16 protein-coding genes and 1 tRNA gene are annotated in these 17,871 nt (G+C 57.5%); 6 read left to right on the top strand and 11 right to left on the bottom strand.

Features of this window, described 5'->3' with window-relative positions; all coding sequences use genetic code 11:
* Position 1: 1 nt before the first annotated feature.
* The 3 genes from O2597_RS18670 to O2597_RS14815 all read right to left on the bottom strand — a co-directional run bounded on the left by O2597_RS18670 (position 2) and on the right by O2597_RS14815 (position 700).
* A complete protein-coding gene (locus O2597_RS18670; RefSeq protein ID WP_345783023.1) occupies positions 2-139 on the bottom strand; it encodes a GIY-YIG nuclease family protein in 138 nt (45 codons plus the stop codon).
* Positions 140-252: 113 nt separating this feature from the next.
* The gene (locus O2597_RS14820; protein ID WP_269526061.1) at positions 253-615 is read right to left on the bottom strand and encodes a GIY-YIG nuclease family protein; all 363 of its coding nucleotides are present in this window, start codon (positions 613-615) and stop codon (positions 253-255) included.
* Positions 615-700 (bottom strand) — tRNA-Leu (locus O2597_RS14815). The genes O2597_RS14820 and O2597_RS14815 overlap by 1 nt, the downstream gene beginning before the upstream one ends.
* A 116-nt stretch (positions 701-816) precedes the next feature.
* On the opposite strand from O2597_RS14815, the gene O2597_RS14810 reads away from it, so the two are divergent.
* From O2597_RS14810 to O2597_RS14800, 3 genes are all read left to right on the top strand, one after another.
* Positions 817-1,083 carry a DUF493 domain-containing protein gene (locus O2597_RS14810; protein ID WP_269526059.1) on the top strand — a complete coding sequence of 89 codons (267 nt, stop codon included), beginning with the start codon at positions 817-819 and terminating at the stop codon, positions 1,081-1,083.
* 98 nt (positions 1,084-1,181) lie between these two features.
* A complete protein-coding gene (gene msrA, locus O2597_RS14805) occupies positions 1,182-1,805 on the top strand; it encodes a peptide-methionine (S)-S-oxide reductase MsrA (RefSeq protein WP_269526057.1) in 624 nt (207 codons plus the stop codon).
* Positions 1,806-1,915: 110 nt separating this feature from the next.
* Positions 1,916-2,311, top strand: a complete 396-nt coding sequence (locus O2597_RS14800; RefSeq protein WP_269526055.1) for a hypothetical protein — start codon at positions 1,916-1,918, stop codon at positions 2,309-2,311.
* A 31-nt stretch (positions 2,312-2,342) separates the two neighbouring features.
* Here O2597_RS14800 and proS read toward each other — a convergent pair whose 3' ends face one another.
* From proS to serS, 3 genes are all read right to left on the bottom strand, one after another.
* The gene (gene proS / locus O2597_RS14795; RefSeq protein ID WP_269526053.1) at positions 2,343-3,863 is read right to left on the bottom strand and encodes a proline--tRNA ligase; all 1,521 of its coding nucleotides are present in this window, start codon (positions 3,861-3,863) and stop codon (positions 2,343-2,345) included.
* Between the two features lie 127 nt (positions 3,864-3,990).
* On the bottom strand, positions 3,991-4,215 hold the full coding sequence (locus O2597_RS14790; RefSeq protein WP_269526051.1) for a hypothetical protein: 225 nt from the start codon (positions 4,213-4,215) through the stop codon (positions 3,991-3,993).
* A 70-nt stretch (positions 4,216-4,285) separates the two neighbouring features.
* A complete protein-coding gene (serS, locus tag O2597_RS14785; protein WP_269526049.1) occupies positions 4,286-5,557 on the bottom strand; it encodes a serine--tRNA ligase in 1,272 nt (423 codons plus the stop codon).
* Between the two features lie 113 nt (positions 5,558-5,670).
* Between serS and O2597_RS14780 the strand changes: the two genes are divergently transcribed.
* On the top strand, positions 5,671-6,774 hold the full coding sequence (locus O2597_RS14780; RefSeq protein ID WP_269526047.1) for a glycosyltransferase family 4 protein: 1,104 nt from the start codon (positions 5,671-5,673) through the stop codon (positions 6,772-6,774).
* Between the two features lie 6 nt (positions 6,775-6,780).
* On the opposite strand, the gene thrC is transcribed toward O2597_RS14780, so the two are convergent.
* The gene (gene thrC / locus O2597_RS14775; RefSeq protein ID WP_269526045.1) at positions 6,781-8,148 is read right to left on the bottom strand and encodes a threonine synthase; all 1,368 of its coding nucleotides are present in this window, start codon (positions 8,146-8,148) and stop codon (positions 6,781-6,783) included.
* A gap of 187 nt (positions 8,149-8,335) precedes the next feature.
* On the opposite strand from thrC, the gene O2597_RS14770 reads away from it, so the two are divergent.
* On the top strand, positions 8,336-10,075 hold the full coding sequence (locus tag O2597_RS14770) for a cytochrome b/b6 domain-containing protein (RefSeq protein WP_269526043.1): 1,740 nt from the start codon (positions 8,336-8,338) through the stop codon (positions 10,073-10,075).
* A gap of 31 nt (positions 10,076-10,106) precedes the next feature.
* On the opposite strand, the gene O2597_RS14765 is transcribed toward O2597_RS14770, so the two are convergent.
* From O2597_RS14765 to O2597_RS14750, 4 genes are all read right to left on the bottom strand, one after another.
* The gene (locus O2597_RS14765; protein ID WP_269526041.1) at positions 10,107-10,346 is read right to left on the bottom strand and encodes a hypothetical protein; all 240 of its coding nucleotides are present in this window, start codon (positions 10,344-10,346) and stop codon (positions 10,107-10,109) included.
* A gap of 62 nt (positions 10,347-10,408) precedes the next feature.
* Entirely contained in the window at positions 10,409-11,761 is a 1,353-nt protein-coding gene (locus O2597_RS14760) for a YiiX/YebB-like N1pC/P60 family cysteine hydrolase (RefSeq protein WP_269526039.1), read from the bottom strand.
* Between the two features lie 16 nt (positions 11,762-11,777).
* Entirely contained in the window at positions 11,778-12,992 is a 1,215-nt protein-coding gene (locus O2597_RS14755; protein ID WP_269526037.1) for an aspartate kinase, read from the bottom strand.
* A gap of 127 nt (positions 12,993-13,119) precedes the next feature.
* Positions 13,120-16,749: a PAS domain S-box protein gene (locus O2597_RS14750; RefSeq protein ID WP_269526035.1), complete on the bottom strand. Its 3,630-nt coding sequence runs from the start codon at positions 16,747-16,749 to the stop codon at positions 13,120-13,122.
* A 131-nt stretch (positions 16,750-16,880) separates the two neighbouring features.
* On the opposite strand from O2597_RS14750, the gene O2597_RS14745 reads away from it, so the two are divergent.
* Positions 16,881-17,852 (top strand): N-acetylglucosamine kinase, encoded by a 972-nt coding sequence (locus O2597_RS14745; protein ID WP_269526033.1) that lies wholly within the window; start codon positions 16,881-16,883, stop codon positions 17,850-17,852.
* Positions 17,853-17,871: the final 19 nt, after the last annotated feature.

The following is a 17,871-nucleotide window of genomic DNA, read 5'->3' as shown; positions in this document are numbered from 1 at the left end:
GTCAGGGTGGACTGCCGAAGACCCAGTGGCAACTCCCTCCGCTATTATGCACACTCATCCGTGCCTGCAGATCCACAGTATAACCCACATAATACTGGGAACGATCGGTTTCCGAACGAAGGATATACACGTAATGCATGGACAAGCAGGATTCAAAACGCCCGTGCGTCGCCCCTAAGGGGCTATGCAGGGCATGCTCGCTAGCTGCAATCTCCACATGGCGAAGCCATGCGTAGCTCGCAGAGCGAAGCTTCAATCCGGGAGTAAACGTTTCGACGCAAACGCCTTACCAGAATGCGACTTCAGGTACAATTCGAACGCTTTCGCTTTCCCCTCGTCCGGAAACGCGCAGTAATAACACAGTTCCCAGGGCATGTATTTCGAGGTATGATGACTCCCTCCGCTATTATGCACACTCATCCGTGCCTGCAGATCCACAGTATAACCCACATAATACTGGGAACGATCGGTTTCCGAACGAAGGATATACACGTAATGCATGGACAAGCAGGATTCAAAACGCCCGTGCGTCGCCCCTAAGGGGCTATGCAGGGCATGCTCGCTAGCTGCAATCTCCACATGGCGAAGCCATGCGTAGCTCGCAGAGCGAAGCATGGTGCCCGGGGCGGGACTTGAACCCGCACGGCCTTGCGGCCAAGGGATTTTAAGTCCCCAGTGTCTACCATTCCACCACCCGGGCCGGGTCAGGGATGGAAGGAAGCAAGTGGACCTTGCCATGGCAAGAACGGAAAAGATAAGCGATGGAAAAACAGGGAAGACTTGGACAAGCGGGTGAAAGGCCCTAAGTTATTGCCCATGAATGAAGATGGCTCACTGGAATCCTTTCGCTCCTCACTGGATGCGAACTACGACTGGCCCTGCCTGTATCCATTCAAATTCATCGTTCCGATCGAGTCCGCCGAGAGCGTTCTGGGCCTCTTTGCGGACGATCCCGTACAGGAGCGCCCCTCCTCGAGTGGACGCTACATCGCCTATACAATGGAGATGCATGTCCACTCCTGCGATGAAGTCATCGCCATTTATCAGCGTGTCGCACAAGTCCCCGGAGTGATTTCCTTGTAACACCGGAGTCTCCGATGAACGGGCGGTAGGGAATAAGATAGGTCGGAATACCTCTTACAAACAGACAGGAAATCCCCCCCCTATACGACAAAAGCCCGATGACACTCGCAAAAACAATCTGCCTTCTTATTTTTACACTGGCCGGAACGAGTGCCTGTTCCGCAGAAAGCGAATCACCATCCGACATGCCGACATTAAGCGAAGAGGAAAAAGCAGGCCTTGAAGTGGCCTGCTTTGGCGCGGGATGTTTTTGGTGCGTGGAGGCCGTCTTTGAACGCCTGGATGGCGTGAAGGAGGTTGAATCCGGCTACATGGGCGGCGATGTCCCCAACCCGAGCTACCGTGAAGTATGCACAGGCCGCACGGGGCATGCCGAAGTCACCCGTATTTATTTTGATCCAGCAATCATCTCGTATGCAAAACTGCTCGAATGGTTCTGGAAATCGCACGACCCGACCACGCTCAACCGGCAGGGAGCGGATGTCGGCACCCAATATCGCTCTGTAATTTTCTACTATTCAGAGGAACAGCGGACCATCGCCGAAGCCGCCAAAATCAAGGCCCAAAAGCTGATCGCCGATCCGATCGTCACCGAGATCACCGCCGCTTCCGTTTTTTACCCGGCTGAAGACTACCATCAGGACTACTACCAGTTGAACGGTTCCGCACCTTACTGCCGTGCCGTGATACGCCCCAAACTTGAGAAATTACACCTCGAATAAAGACAGGGCACACCTCCTGCCATGTAAATATTTCGTAAAGCCTTGCCTCGTCGTTCACTTTGAGGATTTAGGGATTAACAACCACATTCCGCTCTGTTCCGTTTCGCCCAATGCCATACATGATCGAATGGAGAGAACGCGGGGTGTATTGGACCTACACGGGAACCCTGACTGGAGAAGACTTGCTTCAGTCCAATTTCGAGATCTATGGGGATGAACGTTTTGACGACTTAACCTACCAGATCGTCAACCTGCTTGAAGTCGACAAGGTTGATGTTTCAGAGAACCACATGCGAAAAGTTGCTCATCTGGACATGGCGGCGGCGCGTTCGAACAAACGAATACGCATCGCAGTGGTGGCCAGGACACCGGAAGCCATCGCGTTGAACACTCTGTACGAGAAGTACGTCAGCGGTGACAGCTGGCCGTCTCGCCTGTTCGAAACCGTCGAGGAAGCCGAAGCATGGATCCATGCCCCCCGGGACCTTTATCCGCCCGAGCAGTAAACTGAAACGAATTCACCGGTGCGGCCAGCGCCTAGTAAGACTTGGCAAAAATCACCCGCTTGCCCGGCTTGCCGGTGAAGACACACGGCACGACCTCGTCGAGCGTCGCATTCGGGATGCAGCGAACCGTCACCTTGTACTGCTTGGCAATGCGATCTTCCAGCTCCGTATCACAACAGAAGCCCATCGATGCAAAACCACCGTGGATTTCAGGCTGCTCCTGATTTTCCGGAGTGAAAAACTCGATAAACTCGGCCTCCGTGGTTATTTCACGGGTATGGGCATAACGGAAGGCCTTGGCCTTGGCGAACAGGTTGTCCTGAATTTCGTCCAACAGCGCCGAGATGCCGGCAACAAAGTCCACCCGAGGAATCCCCTGCTTGTCTTTCGGTGCACGGTCGCGACGGCCCACAAAGACCGCATTATTCTCCATGTCGCGCGGGCCGACTTCGACACGAACCGGAATCCCCTTCTTGATCCAGCCCCATGCTTTTTCGCCACCACGCATATCGCGGTCGTCGAACTCGACCTTGACCCGGCCATCGAGGAAGTTCTGTCCTTCCAACTCTTTCTTCAGCTCAAGACAATATTCCAGCACGGCCGCACGGGTTTCTTCCTTCGGCGTCACCGGAATGATCACGACATGGGACGGAGCGATACGCGGCGGCAGAACCAAGCCGTCATCATCGGAATGCGTCATGATCAAACCACCCACCAAGCGTGTTGAAACCCCCCACGAGGTGGTCCATGCATACTCCTCCTTACCTTCGGCACTGAGATATTTGATCTCACTGGACTTGGCGAAATTCTGCCCCAGGAAGTGCGAGGTACCGGCCTGCAGGGCCTTACGGTCCTGCATCATCGCCTCAATCGCAAAGGTGGCATCGGCTCCCGGGAAACGCTCGGCTTCGGTTTTTTCACCGGTTATCACCGGCATCGCCATGTAGCTCTCGGCGAAGTCCGCATACACTTCGAGCATCTTGCGGGTCTCTTCCATCGCTTCTTCCGCAGTCGCATGAACCGTATGCCCCTCCTGCCAGAGGAACTCAGCCGTACGCAGGAACAGGCGGGTGCGCATCTCCCAACGGACCACATTGGCCCACTGGTTGATCAGCAAGGGCAGGTCGCGATAAGACTGGACCCATTTGGAAAACAGTTCCCCGATAATCGTTTCGGAAGTAGGACGCACAATCAGCGGTTCCTCCAAGGGACCGGCCGGCTGGAGCTTGCCGTCCTCATCCGCCTCTAAGCGGGAATGCGTCACCACCGCGCATTCCTTGGCAAAACCTTCTACGTGGTCCGCTTCCTTCTGCAGAAAGCTCATGGGAATAAAGAGCGGGAAGTAGGCGTTCTTGTGTCCTGTTTCCTTGAAGCGGCGATCCAGCTCACGCTGGATATTTTCCCAGATCGCGTAGCCCCAAGGCTTGATCACCATGCAACCGCGCACCGGAGAGGTTTCCGCGAGATCAGCGGCCTTGACGACCTGTTGATACCATTCGGGATAATCCTCGACCCGAGTCGGAGTAATTGCGGTTTGTGCCTGCTTAGCCATAAGGGGTGGTAGCAAAAGCGCCCCGCTCCAGCCTGCAATCCCAAACTGCAGTCAGCAAGATGCCGCCAACAACACGAACCGCCTTCAGCAAACGTACGTTGAAACAGTCGCGTCCCCAAATGCCGCCTCAGCGGTGATCGCCCATCCAGCCACCTTGCACAAAATCAACCAAGGGCGCGACCACTCCGGGAAAGAAATTATAGAGCACCAGTCCAACAGCCACGATCCCGATGACAATAATCAGGCCTTTCCCCGCGCTCTGGATCAACTTCAGCACCAAGACCACCAGCACGATCAGTATGGCCCAGACAACAAAGTTGCCGGACATCAAGGCGTCTAGTATACCTTCCATACCTCCTTATCTTCCAAAGACGGCGGGCACATGCAAGCTTATGCGACTCGGGCAATGAACGTAGCGAGCACTACTTAGCCTCCCCGATAAACTCTTGCTGCATCCAGTATTGGAGGCATTCCGGCACTTTCACGCGTCCGTCGGCCTGGAGGTTGTTCTCCAGAATCGCCGCCAAAACACGAGGCACGGCCAAGCCCGAGCCATTCAAGGTATGAGCCGTAACAGGCTTACCGTCCGGCCCGCGGTAGCGGATCCCCGCCCGACGGGCCTGGAAATCGGTAAAGTTACTGCAACTGGACACTTCCAGCCAACGCTTCTGTCCCGCCGCAAACACTTCGAGGTCATACTGCTTGGCGTGCGGGAAGCCGATGTCACCGGTGCACATACGCAAGACCCGGTAAGGCAACTCAAGCTTTTGCAGGAGACCTTCCACATCCGTGCGTAGTTTCTCCAGCTCATCCATACTGCTTTCCGCCGAGGTCCACTTCACCAGTTCGACCTTGTCAAACTGGTGCAGGCGGTTCAAGCCGCGGACATGAGCGCCCCAGCTGCCAGCCTCACGCCGGAAACAGGGAGTATAGGCACAACGGCATATCGGAAGCTGCTCCGCATCGAGGATCTCATCCCGGTAGAAATTGGTCACCGGCACTTCCGCAGTCGGAATCAGGTACAGCCCTTCGTTCTCGTCGACGTACATCTGCCCCTCCTTGTCCGGCAATTGCCCGGTCGCGGTTGCACTGGCAGCATTGACCACGATTGGAGGCATCACCTCCTCATAGCCGTTTTGCTGGGCCTCCTGAAGGAAGAAGTTGACCAGGGCACGGACCAAGCGCGACATCTCGCCGACATAGAAGGGAAAACCGGCCCCTGCAGCCTTCACCCCACGCGCAAAGTCGATCCGGGCTTCAAACCAGGGGATATCGAAGTGAGGCACCGCATATGGGAATGCCGCATCGGCATCGCCCCAAGTATCCGCGACGACATTATCGTCCTCGGTCTTCCCCACCGGCACGCTCGGATCGGGCAAGTTCGGAATGGCGAGGAAAGCATCTTGGAATTTTTGGTCCGCATCCTTTGCGGCCGACTCCAGCTCTTTCGCCTGGGCGGCAATCGCCTTCATCTCCTGCACCTTCGCGATGAATTCCGGAGAGCCCTTCTTCAGCGAGGCCATCTCCTGGTTCGCAGCTTTTTGCGCGGCACGGGCTTGTTCGGCCTCTGTGATCCGGGCACGACGGGCCACATCGAGCTCGAGCACCGCATCGATGTCGCAGTCGAATTTCTTGTTGGCTATGGCAGCGCGAACAACGTCCGGCTGCTCGCGAAGGAGCTTAATGTCAATCATGGCTCAGAAAAGGAAAGCGCGGATGAGAAGGCAAAGGAGCCGAGGGGTCAAAGCGATATTTAAGGTGAAATCAGGATTGGAACCCCGATAAAAGCGTCACATGGTGCCTTTGAGTGAAAGTCATCCAAATACTGCCCGAATTGAATGCCGGGGGTGTCGAACGCGGCTCCCTTGAGATCGGCCGCGCACTCGTCGCCCGCGGACATAGCTCTATCGTCATCTCGAATGGCGGCCGTTTGGTGGAGCAACTGGAATCGGAAGGGAGCCGCCACATACAACTCCCCGTCCATCGCAAAAGCCTGTTATCACTCAAACTGGTTGGCGTGCTACGTGCCTTATTCCTGAAAGAACAGCCGGATGTCATACACCTGCGTTCGCGCGTGCCGGCCTGGCTGGCCTGGCTGGCATGGCGCAAGATGGACCCACTGACCCGCCCCCGTCTGGTGAGCACCGTGCATGGCCTGTACTCGGTCAACTTCTACTCGAAAATCATGACGCGAGGGGAGAAAGTCATCTGTGTCTCAGAGACCGTCCGCGACTATGTCAAAAAGCACTACCCCGACGTCTCCGCAGGCAAGCTTTGCGTGATCCACCGCGGTGTCGATCCAAGCCAGTATCCCTATGGCTATGCCCCGGAGACCGAATGGCTCCAGCAATGGGAAAGGGATTATCCGGACTTGTCAGGCAAGTATGTCGTGACCTTACCGGGACGAATCACCCGCTGGAAAGGACAACTCGATTTCATTGAAGTCGTCGCACGCCTGAAGGAAGGTGGCATTCCGGTTCATGGACTCATCGTAGGGGAGCCTCATCCCAAGAAACTCGAATTCTTCGAAGAGGTGAAACAGACCATCTCCGAGGCCGGGTTGAAGGAGCATATCAGCCTGGTCGGCCATCGCAGCGACCTGCGAGAGATCATGGCAGTCTCCGATGCGGTGGTCTCCTGTTCGACCGACCCCGAAGCCTTCGGTCGGGTCAGTCTGGAAGCGCTTTCCATCGGTAAGCCGGTGGTCGCCTATGACCACGGGGGCGTGCACGAGCAACTCGATGCGCTTCTCCCGGAAGGAAAGGTTCCAGTCGGCGATATAACGGCCATGGCTTCGCGTCTCAACGACTGGTATCAAGCGCCGCACCATCCGGAACAGGACAATCCCTTTACGCTGGAGAACATGCAGTCCCAGACGCTCTCGGTGTACGAAGAGCTCCTCCGAGCCTGACCCGCCTCAGGACGGGAGGTTCACATGCTGCCGCATGAAGGCCTTGATCGCTTCCGGAGTCGGTTCGACCTGGTGTTTCACAATCTGACGGGCCTTGAGCGCTTCCAAGGAAGGATGGGTCGACTCCAGCCCGATGGCATCGACGATCGTATCCGGGAACTTCGCCGGATGCGCGGTCGAAAGAATGATTTCGGGACCGTTCTCATCCACAGGCGCAAATCCACAGGCGGTATGGGGATCGATGACGTAGGTAAAGGAATCGTAGATCCGTCCGATAATGCCGGGGATCTCAGAGTCATCCGTACGTGAGCTGCTGAAGCTGCTGTCATCAAAATCCTCAAAGACGTACTTTCCGGTCTCCTTGAAGGTCTTCATGATTTCACGTACCTTGGCCGGATCCTGCCCGACTGCGTAATAGAGGAAGCGCTCGAAATTCGAAGCCACCTGGATGTCCATCGAAGGCGCCAGGCTCGGAGCCACCGCATCCAGTTCGTAGGTCCCAGTGGCAAAAAGCCGGTGCAGGATATCATTCTGGTTCGTCGCCACTCGGAAGCCCTTGATCGGCACGCCCATTTGTTGAACCAGCCAACCGGCTAGCACATTGCCAAAATTTCCCGTCGGAACCACAAAGATGACAGACTCACGGATCTCAGCCGGAAGACGGAAGAAGGCCGAGAGATAATAAACGCACTGCGCCAGAATACGGGCTAAATTGATGGAATTGACTGCAGACAAGCCCACTTCCGCGGCAAACTCGCGATCCTCAAACACCGTCTTCATCGCCGTCTGGGCGTCGTCAAAACTGCCCTGGATCGCCAGCGGAAAGACATTATCCGCCCCCGTACAGGTCATCTGACGCTCCTGCAGCGGGGAAATCCGCCCATCCGGATACAGGATGAAAGTCGTCACACCCGTCTTGCCGAGCAAACCGTGGATGGCTGCCGCACCGGTGTCCCCCGAAGTCGCGCCCAGCACTGAAATCGGACGTCCCGTCCGTGCAATCTGCGCCTCATAGAGATTGCCCAGCAACTGCAGGGCGAAATCCTTGAATGCCAGCGTCGGCCCGTGAAAGAGCTCCAGAACATAGTGCGTCTCGTCCAACTTGCGGATCGGAGCGATCTCAGGATCGTCGAACTTTGTATAGGAACGCTGCACGATGCCACTGAGCTCGGAACGATCGAGATCGGTCGCAAAGATGGCAAAGAAGGCCTCACAGAGTTCGGCGTATCCCAGCGATTCCCACTCCGGAAGGTACGCAGTCAGGTCCGGCAGTGCTTCCGGCAAATAGAGGCCACCGTCCGGTGCGAGGCCCTGCTCCACTGCGGTCGAAAAACTGACAGGCGGCACCTGTCCACGCGTGCTGATGTATTGCATACCCGATAAGAAGTCGGAATTCAGACGGCTTTCGTCAATAGACAAAGTCGAGCAGCCACCCGGATCGGCTCAGACCAAGCCGCAAAATCCCAGCTAATACCACCTCGAAATACATTTAATACCAAGATTCGCCGGGACTTATCTCATTTAAAGCGGGACAGGAAATAACTATTCTTTGGGCATCGAAATGCGACTGTACCCCATCGCTTTTACACTGCTGAGCGCCCTGTTCGGCAGTCTACTTCACGCATCGGAGCCCGCCCCAGCCTTCGATAACGCCGACTGTTTCCTCTGCCACGACGATGACACGGCGAAGTTCGAGAACGGGCCGCGTACCGGCCAGTCGATCTATGTCAATCCGGAGACCTACTCGACATCCGTCCACGCCGAGCTGACCTGCATCGAGTGCCACGAAAAACTCGACGTGGACAGCCATCCGGATGGCACGCCCCTCGCTCCGGTTTCCTGTGCGAAGTGTCACGAAGACCAGTCCGCCAGCTACGGGGTGAGTGCCCACGGCGCCAACGGCACACTCAAGCACGGCGAAGACACCATCGCCTCCCCCAGCTGCAGCGGCTGTCACGGCACTCATAACATCCTCTCACCGTCCAAACTCGAGTCACCTCTCAATTTCCTCAACCTCACGGAAACCTGCGGCCAGTGCCACACGCAGGTCGCCACCGACATACGCGACAGCGTGCACGGCTCCCCCGAAGCCCGTGGCCGCCGCGAATCACCCGTCTGCACCGACTGCCACAGCGAACATGCCATCGCCCCCTTGGAGCGCGCGGCCAGCATCCATCAATCCGGCGAGGTCTGCGCCCAATGCCACGCCAGCGAGCGCCTCAACTCAAAATACGGGATCGAGCCCGACCGCGTCGGCAGCTACCAAGCCAGTTACCACGGGCTGGCCACGCGCCTCGGCGACACCGCCGTCGCCAACTGCGCCAGTTGCCACGGCTACCACCTGATTCTGAACTCGGAAAACCCGCGCTCCAGTATCAACCCTGCAAACCTGCGGCAGACCTGCGGCGAATGCCACCCCGGAGCCAGCGAGCGATTCGTCAGCGGCGAGATCCACCACCCCTCCGCCGAGCCCGGCAAGAGCGACCTCGGCGCACGCGTCAACCTGTTCGTCCGAAGCTTTTACAAACTACTGATCGTCGTCGTGATCGGCTTCATGCTTTTCCACAACGGACTGGCCTGGCGTCGCCGCGTGCTGAAGCATCTGAACAATCCACGCCGCACGGTCGTCCGGATGAGCCCGCAACTTCGCATCCAGCATGCCCTGCTCGCCGGTAGTTTCATCTACCTCGCTCTTTCGGGCTTCGCCCTCGCCTACCCCGACTCGATTCTGGCCTGGGTCCTCGGCGGACACGAAGGCTTCCGCCGCTGGAGCCACCGCATTGTCGGCGTGTTCATGCTCCTGCTCGGTGGCTACCATGTGCTCTTCCTCCTCATCGCACGAGAAGGCCGGCAGTTGCTCCGCGACATCTGGGTGCGTTGGCAGGACTTCCGCGACATCAAGCGCAACCTCGCTTTCTACCTCAACCACAAGGCAAACAAGGCGCGCTTCGGCCGCTTCGGATATCCGGAAAAGCTGGAATACTGGGCCGTTTTCTGGGGCACCCTCATCATGGGGCTCAGTGGCTTCCTCATCTGGCTGAAGATTCCCGTCACCCAATACCTGCCACGCTGGATCATCGAGGTAGCGACCTCCGTGCACTTCTACGAGGCCGTCCTCGCCGTGCTCGCCATCATCGTCTGGCACCTCTACCATGTCATCTTCGATCCGGGCGCTTATCCCATGAACGGCGCCTGGCTGGACGGCAAAGTCACCCCCGAGTGGATGGAAGAAGAGCATCCGCTGGCAGAGCGGGACGATGCGCCCCAGCCGGGCGCAAAACACGACGAAAATCCTTCTTGAAACTCAGCTTGCTGATAATGCAGGTGGCGATTCAAGCCTGCCCGACCACAACCGATACGAAGATTAGGGCCAGTCCGGACAGTTGCATGAAAAACGGCTTCTTAGCCTCGCTCCAATGGACAATCAGAAAAATGAGCTGCACCGGGGAAAGCAGCAAACAGCCAAGGCCCCAGAGGACACTGACCGAGAAACTTTCAATCAGGAGCCATATCCACCCGATAATTACAATCGCCAATCCAATAAGATCCAGTGCTGTTACCAGTGATTCCACATACAAATCCTCAAGACGTTACTTCAACCCGTCAAATAATTTTCGCCGACGGACGTCGTCTGCTAGAAACGGGAGGCAAAGCTTTGCCGTAATTGAACCTGCGCATCCGGCCCCTCCACCCAACTGTCTCCATCCAGCCCGTAGACGAGGACCGGCTCAAAATAACCGGCCCCCACCGCCTGATTGATCAAGTCCTCGGCGGAGAGGCAGACCCGACCGGCATGCGGCTGGAGCTCAAAACGAACATCCGCCACGCCGTGATAGGAGCGATAAACCAACTCCGTGCAGGCGAGACGGTCGGCCGAGCTGAAATCGAAGATAAAGTCATAGAGCTTGCCCGCATGCGTGAGCCCACGCGCGATCACCAGTGCCACGGCTTCAGCTGCGAGTTGTGGACGAAGTACGGTAAAGGCATCGACCTGGAGGGTGTCCTCCGGCGGGCGCAGGCGCACACCGTCTTTTTTCGCTTCTAGAAAACGGATGTCTTCGCCGATCCCTTCATGGGGCTCCAGACCGAGCCGGGCCCGTTGATGATTACTCCCAATATAAAAGGCGGCATGCGGCCAGAAGCCAGGCAGGAAGAGGTTACTCACCGCATCGTCGTGCCGGGTAACCAAGACATCGCCCGGTTGCAAAAACGACTCCAAACGTGCGCGTATTTCCGGTGTGACCCGCTTGCCCGCGCCGCGCGGTTTCACAAAGGGCTGTTTCAGTTCAGCGATGGCACTGCCACTGATCCGGAACAGCTGGAACATCGTCTTCTGGTAGCCCGAACGGCGACGGCGTAGATAGGAATGGATCCGGTAGCGTAACCGGCTTTGCAGGAAGTCCTCTCGCCGGGCACTGAAAAACGCCTCCTCGCCCCGGATCAAGCCGACCAGCGGTCTCAAATCTTCGTGCGATTCCAAGGCCTCGATCCCTTCGCGGTGCCGGCGGAAGTAATGAACCGCATCGTCGAAGCCCCACCACCGACGGGGCGATGTCAGGCTCTTGTACACCTGCGTGAAACTATTACGCTCCAGCCCATAGCGAGGCTCCGCCTCATCCAGCTTCACCTTGACCAGCGGGTGCGCTTCCGCCAACGCGACAAGATAACTGGCCGAACGGACCAGAATCGTCGCCGCACTGAATGCAACCAGAAAGGCCTCCAGACTGGGCGTGGCGTCCGCTTGGTACTTACCGGCACTGATCGCCCGGACGCACTCCAGCAAGCTGGTCCGAACCGCCAGATAGCGGGCATAGATCTCACGCAAGCGCTCATCCTCGTCCGGGAGAAAGTAGCCCCGTGTTTCCGCCGCGGCAAACGCATCCATATAGGAGCGGACTTCCGCCTCGCGCGGAAGCGACTCGGCGGCAGCCAGCACAACCGGCACGTACGACAGGGGGTCGACCACATGTGCCGCAGGCTCGGTCATTTTCGTGCGGGGAAAACTAGGCGCCTAGGTCAAAAGCCTTGTGCACGACCCGGGTCGCTTCTTCCGCATCCGCCGGGTCGATACCGACCGAGATCTTAATCTCAGAGGTACTGACCAACTGGATGTTGACGCCGGCCTCGGCCAGGGCTTCGAACAGTTTTGCGGCCACACCGGAATGTGAACGCATGCCGACACCCACCACGGAAACCTTGGCGATGTCGCTGGCTTCAAACAGCTTGCCACTGGCTTCATCGGGGAAAGAGGCAGTCACCGCCTTTTCCGCACGGTAAATATCATCCCGCGGCACCGTAAAAGTCATGTTCGCCTTCCCTTCACGGCCGAGATTCTGGACGATCATATCGACACTGATCCCCGCATCCGCCAGCGCTTTGAAGAGCTTGGCAGCGGTCCCCGGACGGTCCGGGAGATCGCTCACCACGATCTTGGCCTGGTTCTTATCAAGCGCGACGCCACTCACGACGACGTCTTCCATGGAAGCGACTTCTTCTTTCACGATGGTTCCGGGATTGTTGTTAAAACTGGAGCGAACTTCAAAAACGACGTTAAACTTCTGGGCGAACTCGACGGCACGGTTCTGCATGACCTTGGAGCCGGAGCTGGCCAGTTCGAGCATCTCCTCGTAGGAGATTTCATTGAGCTTTTTGGCATCCGGGACCAAACGGGGATCCGCCGTATAGACACCGTCGACATCCGTGCAGATCTGGCAAAGGTCAGCCTTCAGGGCGGCCGCGATCGCAATCGCACTCAGGTCGGAACCGCCACGCCCGAGCGTCGTGATCTGGCCCTCGGGGGTGTGCCCCTGGAAACCGGCCAGGATGACGACCTTGCCTGCATCCAATTGATCTTTGAGGTCGCCGCCGGAAATACTGGTGATCCGCGCGCGGGTATGGAAGGGGTCGGTCAGGATGCCGGCCTGCAGACCGGTCCGGGAGACCGCAGGCACCCCCAGCGAATGCAGCGCCATTGCCGTCAAGGCGATGGTTTCCTGTTCGCCGACCGCGAGGAGCATATCCATTTCCCGCTCATCCGGATTCGGGTTGAGAGCCTTGGCCCGGGCAATCAATTCGTTGGTCACGCCGGAACGCGCGGAGACCACCACGACGACCTGGTTCCCGGCATCGTAGGTTTCCTTCACGCGGCGGGCCACATTCTTGATGCGGTCCACATCGCCGACCGAGGTGCCACCATATTTTTGGACGATTAAAGACATTGATTTGCAGATGAAACCGCCCAAAGCAATACGAGCCGCGCGAAGTTTCAAGGCCAGAGTTACATTGCCGGCGAATCCGGAAACCTACTTCTCAATCAAGTAGTAGACGGTATCAGGTCCTCAAAACTCATTCAGCCAGAAATGACTGCAAGGCCTTCAAAGCGGCATTTTTCGCCTTGGAGAGCTCATCCGCACGTTCCAGCACTTCTTCCAACAGGCTTTCGATGGGGTACATTTGAAGTTCGCGAGCGAGCGCACTCAGCGAGCAGCATTCGCAGTTCAGCGCCACCCCTTTCAGGGAATGCAAATGAAAACGGAGCGTTTCGGGATCCTCCCGCACAAGCCCCTCCCGCACCCCACGGTGGTGCTGTTCCATCTCCTGACAGGCACGCGCCGCCGCGTCACGGGCCGAGGCGACATCCTGCATGAGACGATTGAGATATTCATCCCGGTCAAAAACCGGCATCACATCGGGATCCTCAGCAGGTCGATCCGGCGGGGAAATCACCTGCACATGCGGACCACTCTTCAGGAGAAACGCATCCAGTTCGACGATCAGCTTGTTCCGGTCGATCGGCTTGGAAATGTACGCGTTAATGCCGGCATCGAAACAGGCCTTGCTGTCTTCCGGCCGGGCGTGCGCCGTGACCGCGATAATGGGAATCTCCCGGTTCCCTTCCCCCGCTTCGCCGCTGCGGATCCGCCGGGAAGCCTCGTGCCCGTCCATCCGGGGCATTTGGACATCCATCAGCACCAAGTCATAATCCTTGGATTTCAAGGCCTCGATCGCCTCAATCCCGTTTTCGACAAAATCGATTTTCAAGCCGGTCCGTTTGAGCAGGGTGGCCGCTACGAGCTGGTTCGTCCGGTTGTCTTCCGCAAAAAGCACCCGGGCCTCCAAGTCCTGGTACCGGCCAACGTGCTTGGGCCAAGACTTCGCAACCGGACGAGTCTCCGGGGCGGGCTCGGCCGCATCGGGAACATCCACCTCGACGACCGGCAAGGTGAGGATGAACCAAAATTCAGCCCCGGAGCCGTACTCGCTTTCACAGCCGATACGCCCGTCCATCAAGCCGACCAGATTCTTGGAAATGGCCAGTCCCAATCCCGTCCCACCGTAGAGCCGGGAAGTACTGCTGTCGATTTGACTGAACTCCTTGAATAATTTGTCCTTCAGCGCCCGCTTGATCCCGATCCCCGTATCCTTGACCGCAAAACGGAGCATTACGGAATTGTCGCGGCGGCGGCTGGCGGTTTTTTCCACCACCACGTCCACCCGGCCACGCGCGGTAAACTTGATCGCATTGCCAATCAGATTGACGAGAACCTGCCGTATCCGAGCCGGGTCGCCCCGCAACTTATCGGGCACATCGCCCTTGACTTCACAGTAGAAACCGAGGCCACGTCCGTTCGCCTTGTGAAGAAACATCGTATCGAGTTCCCCCAGCAACTCACCCAAGCTAAAATCGCGAATCGCCAGCTCCAAACGACCGGCCTCAATTTTGGAGAAATCAAGGATGTCATTGATCAGACCAAGCAGCGCCATTCCACTGCTGTTAATGATGTCGACACACTCCTGCTGCTCGGGCTCGAGGCTCTTGACTTCGGAGAGGATCTCCGCCATCCCGATGATCCCATTGAGCGGCGTGCGGATCTCATGACTCATGTTCGCAAGAAACTGGCTCTTCGCACGGTTCGCTTCCTCGGCCCGATGCGCCAAGCGGGCCAGTTCTTCGCGTTGTTCGACTGTATGTGTGATATCCCAGTTTGTTCCGATCATCCGCAGCGCCTGTCCCTCTTCGTCAAACTGCACAATCGAGATGCCACGCATGTGCCGCACGGCACCGTTCGGCCAGACAATCCTGAATTCTGTATCGAAATCGGCGTTCCCCTCCAGCACCTGGCGTACAATCTCAGCCATACGCTCCCGGTCCCCTTCATGCAGGCTCTCATACCAGAGTTCATAGCTTGCCACAACTTTCAGGGGCGAGCGGCCATACAGCCGGAACATCTGCTCGTCCCAGATTAATTCACCGTTCAATATATTCCATTCCCAGATGCCGATACCTGAACCACGTGTCGCCACGGTCAGGCGATCCTTCGTCGCCAATAACCGCGCTTCCAATTCACGGTTCGCCGTCACGTCTTCCATTTGCGAAATGAAGTGCAGCGGGTTGCCCTCCGCATCACGTACCAGTGATACCGTCAGATTCATCCAAAGCTCGTGCCCTTTCGCATGCAGGTAACGCTTATACAATTGGTAGCTATTGCGTTCCCCCTGCACCGCTTCCCTGTTAAGGTCCATCCCCAGTTCAAGATCGTCCGGGTGGACAAATTCCCGAAAATGCCGTCCGACAAGATCCGAAGGGGAATAGCCCAACATACGGCAGAGCTTCTGATTGACCTCGGTCCAGGTTCCATCCAAGTCGGCGATCACCATACCACTGCCCGAGTTCTCGAAAGCACTGCGAAAACGCTGTTCGCTTTCGTGCAATTCTTTCAGAGCCTGCTTGCGCAGCGAAATATCACGTGCCACCCCGACGTACCCGCGAACCTGTCCCTCTGGATCACGCATCGGCGTGACAATCAAGACCACCGGGACCCGGGCTCCATCTTTACGAAGATAGGTCCACTCCCGCCGGTCCAAGCCCTCTTGGCGCGCCTTCGCAACGAAGATTTCAAACCCCTCGACCGTCCGTCCCAGCGCATCCTTCAATTCCCCCGCATAGGCCGACACCTCCTCGGGCACATGGAAGATATCCGGACTACGCCGTCCCAGGACTTCCTCTTTTTCATAGCCCAGCAATTTCTCTGCGCCGGAATTAAATACGGTAATCATCCCCTCACAATCGGTCGCGATAAAACTGAACTCCGTGGCCGAATCCAGAAGGTTGCCCATGAAACTGGATGCGGATTCATAGTTGATCCTCAAGCGCTTCTCGCGGTCGATATCCTGCAGCACACCGTAAATACGCACACACTGCCCGTTCTGGAACGCCGACTGGCCGATGGCGCGCACCCAACATTCGCGTCCCTTGGCGGTCAGGATCAAGAGCTCTTCATCGTAGGCCACCCCTTCTTCGATCGCACGTCGCACACACTCACGGATCCGGCCCCGCGCCCAACTCGCCTCATAGAATGCAATCCCGCTTTCGATATCGGGGACATAATCCGGATCAACCTCGTGAATCTCTTTCGTCGTCGGCGACCAATACAGCTTGCCCGTCCGGCAATCATATTCCCAGGCCCCCAGACGAGCGACCCGGGCGGCCTCATACACCAAATGCTGGCTGTCGCGCAGCTCCATCTCGATCTTCTTTTCCCAACTGATATTGCGCATGATCGAGACATACTGGCTCGCCTTCCCATCCGGACCACGCACTGCATAGAACAGCGAACGGACCCAGAAAAACTCGCCTTCCCCCGCGCGCAGGCACAGCTCTCCCTGCCAGTTTTTCCCACCATCGAGGTCCGTTTCGACCAAGTCCCATTGTCCCGGCATGTACTTCTCGCAGATCAGCCCCGGATAACTTGCACCCAACGCATTGCCGCCCGCAGGATAGAGCAATTGGTTGAATGCATCATTGGCATAGGTGATCACGAAGCCGGTATCCATGATTGCGACCAGGGCATACTCGTTGAGCGCCGCGAACAAACCATCCATTGCATCGGGACTTAAGGGAAATTGAGATTCGGCCGGCGGGTTCTGATCCATGATCAAGTGAGTCTCGGCAAAGCTAGCCGCGAAGGCAGGCATTGACTAGTAAAAACGGGGAGGCATTCCACCTTGGAGTTTGTTAGGCGTCCGTCAGCATGGGAATGCCTTCTCGTTACAGGGGCTCGCAATTCGCGCTTTTGTTTCAGGCCCGGAGCATCTAATAAGAAAGCATGCGTAAAGTAATCGGGGTCGACGGCGGAGGAACCAAAACACATGCCGTCTTGGCCACGGAGGCCGGAAGGGTCCTCGGACAAGGGACTGCCGGCGGTTCCAACCTGAACGAAGCCGGTGTCGACGGCGTACAAAGCGCGCTGCACGCCGCCGTTGCCAAAGCCTTCAGCAAGGCCGGGCTGCGCATGGAACCCGTCGATGCCCTCTTCCTCGGCATGGCCGGCGCCAGCAATGAAACGGACCGTACCCGCATACGACAGGCAGCTCTTAAACTGGACATTGCAGCGCACGCACGGATCGAAGTCGACCACGACCTGCGCATCGCCCTGAGCGGCGGCTTGGGAGGACGTCCCGGTATCGCACTCATCGCAGGAACGGGATCGGCCTGCTACGGGCGCGATGCATCCGGCACGTCCGTACAGGTAGGTGGCTTTGGTTGGCTGGTGGACGACTTGGGCAGCGGCTATTGGATCGCATGCCAGGCACTCAGCCGGAGCGTCCAACAGGCAGACGGACGACTGCGCGAAAGCCGGTTGAAAACAGCGGCCCTTCAATTTCTAGGCATCCCCTCAATGGATCGGTTCCGGGACCGTGTCTACAAGGAGGGGCTCCGACGCAGTGAACTCGCAGCCTTCTGCAAAGTGGTTCTCGAGCTGGCAAAAGCCGGAGATCCCGACGCCGGTGCGGTCGTATCCGAGGCTTTAATACATCTGGCACAGTTGGCGGAAACCGCGGCAACCCGGCTCAAGCTGACGTCAACCGAAATCGTTTTCGCAGGCGGCCTTGTTTCGAACGAAACATTCCGCTCACAACTTGAATCCGTAATCCGCGACAGGTTAGCCAACGTAAGCTTCACCGCCCCCTGCCTGCCACCAGTTGGCGGCGCGCTGGTAGAAGCATTACACTTGCTGGGAGAGCAGGTCCCGCAATCCGTACTGACAAACATTGGCGCCGGCCTCAGGACCGCCTAGCTTTGGGCTACCGTCTTCC

Source organism: Coraliomargarita parva, assembly GCF_027257905.1.
Lineage (GTDB): Bacteria > Verrucomicrobiota > Verrucomicrobiia > Opitutales > Coraliomargaritaceae > Coraliomargarita_A > Coraliomargarita_A parva.
This window is presented reverse-complemented; position numbering and strand designations above follow the sequence as displayed.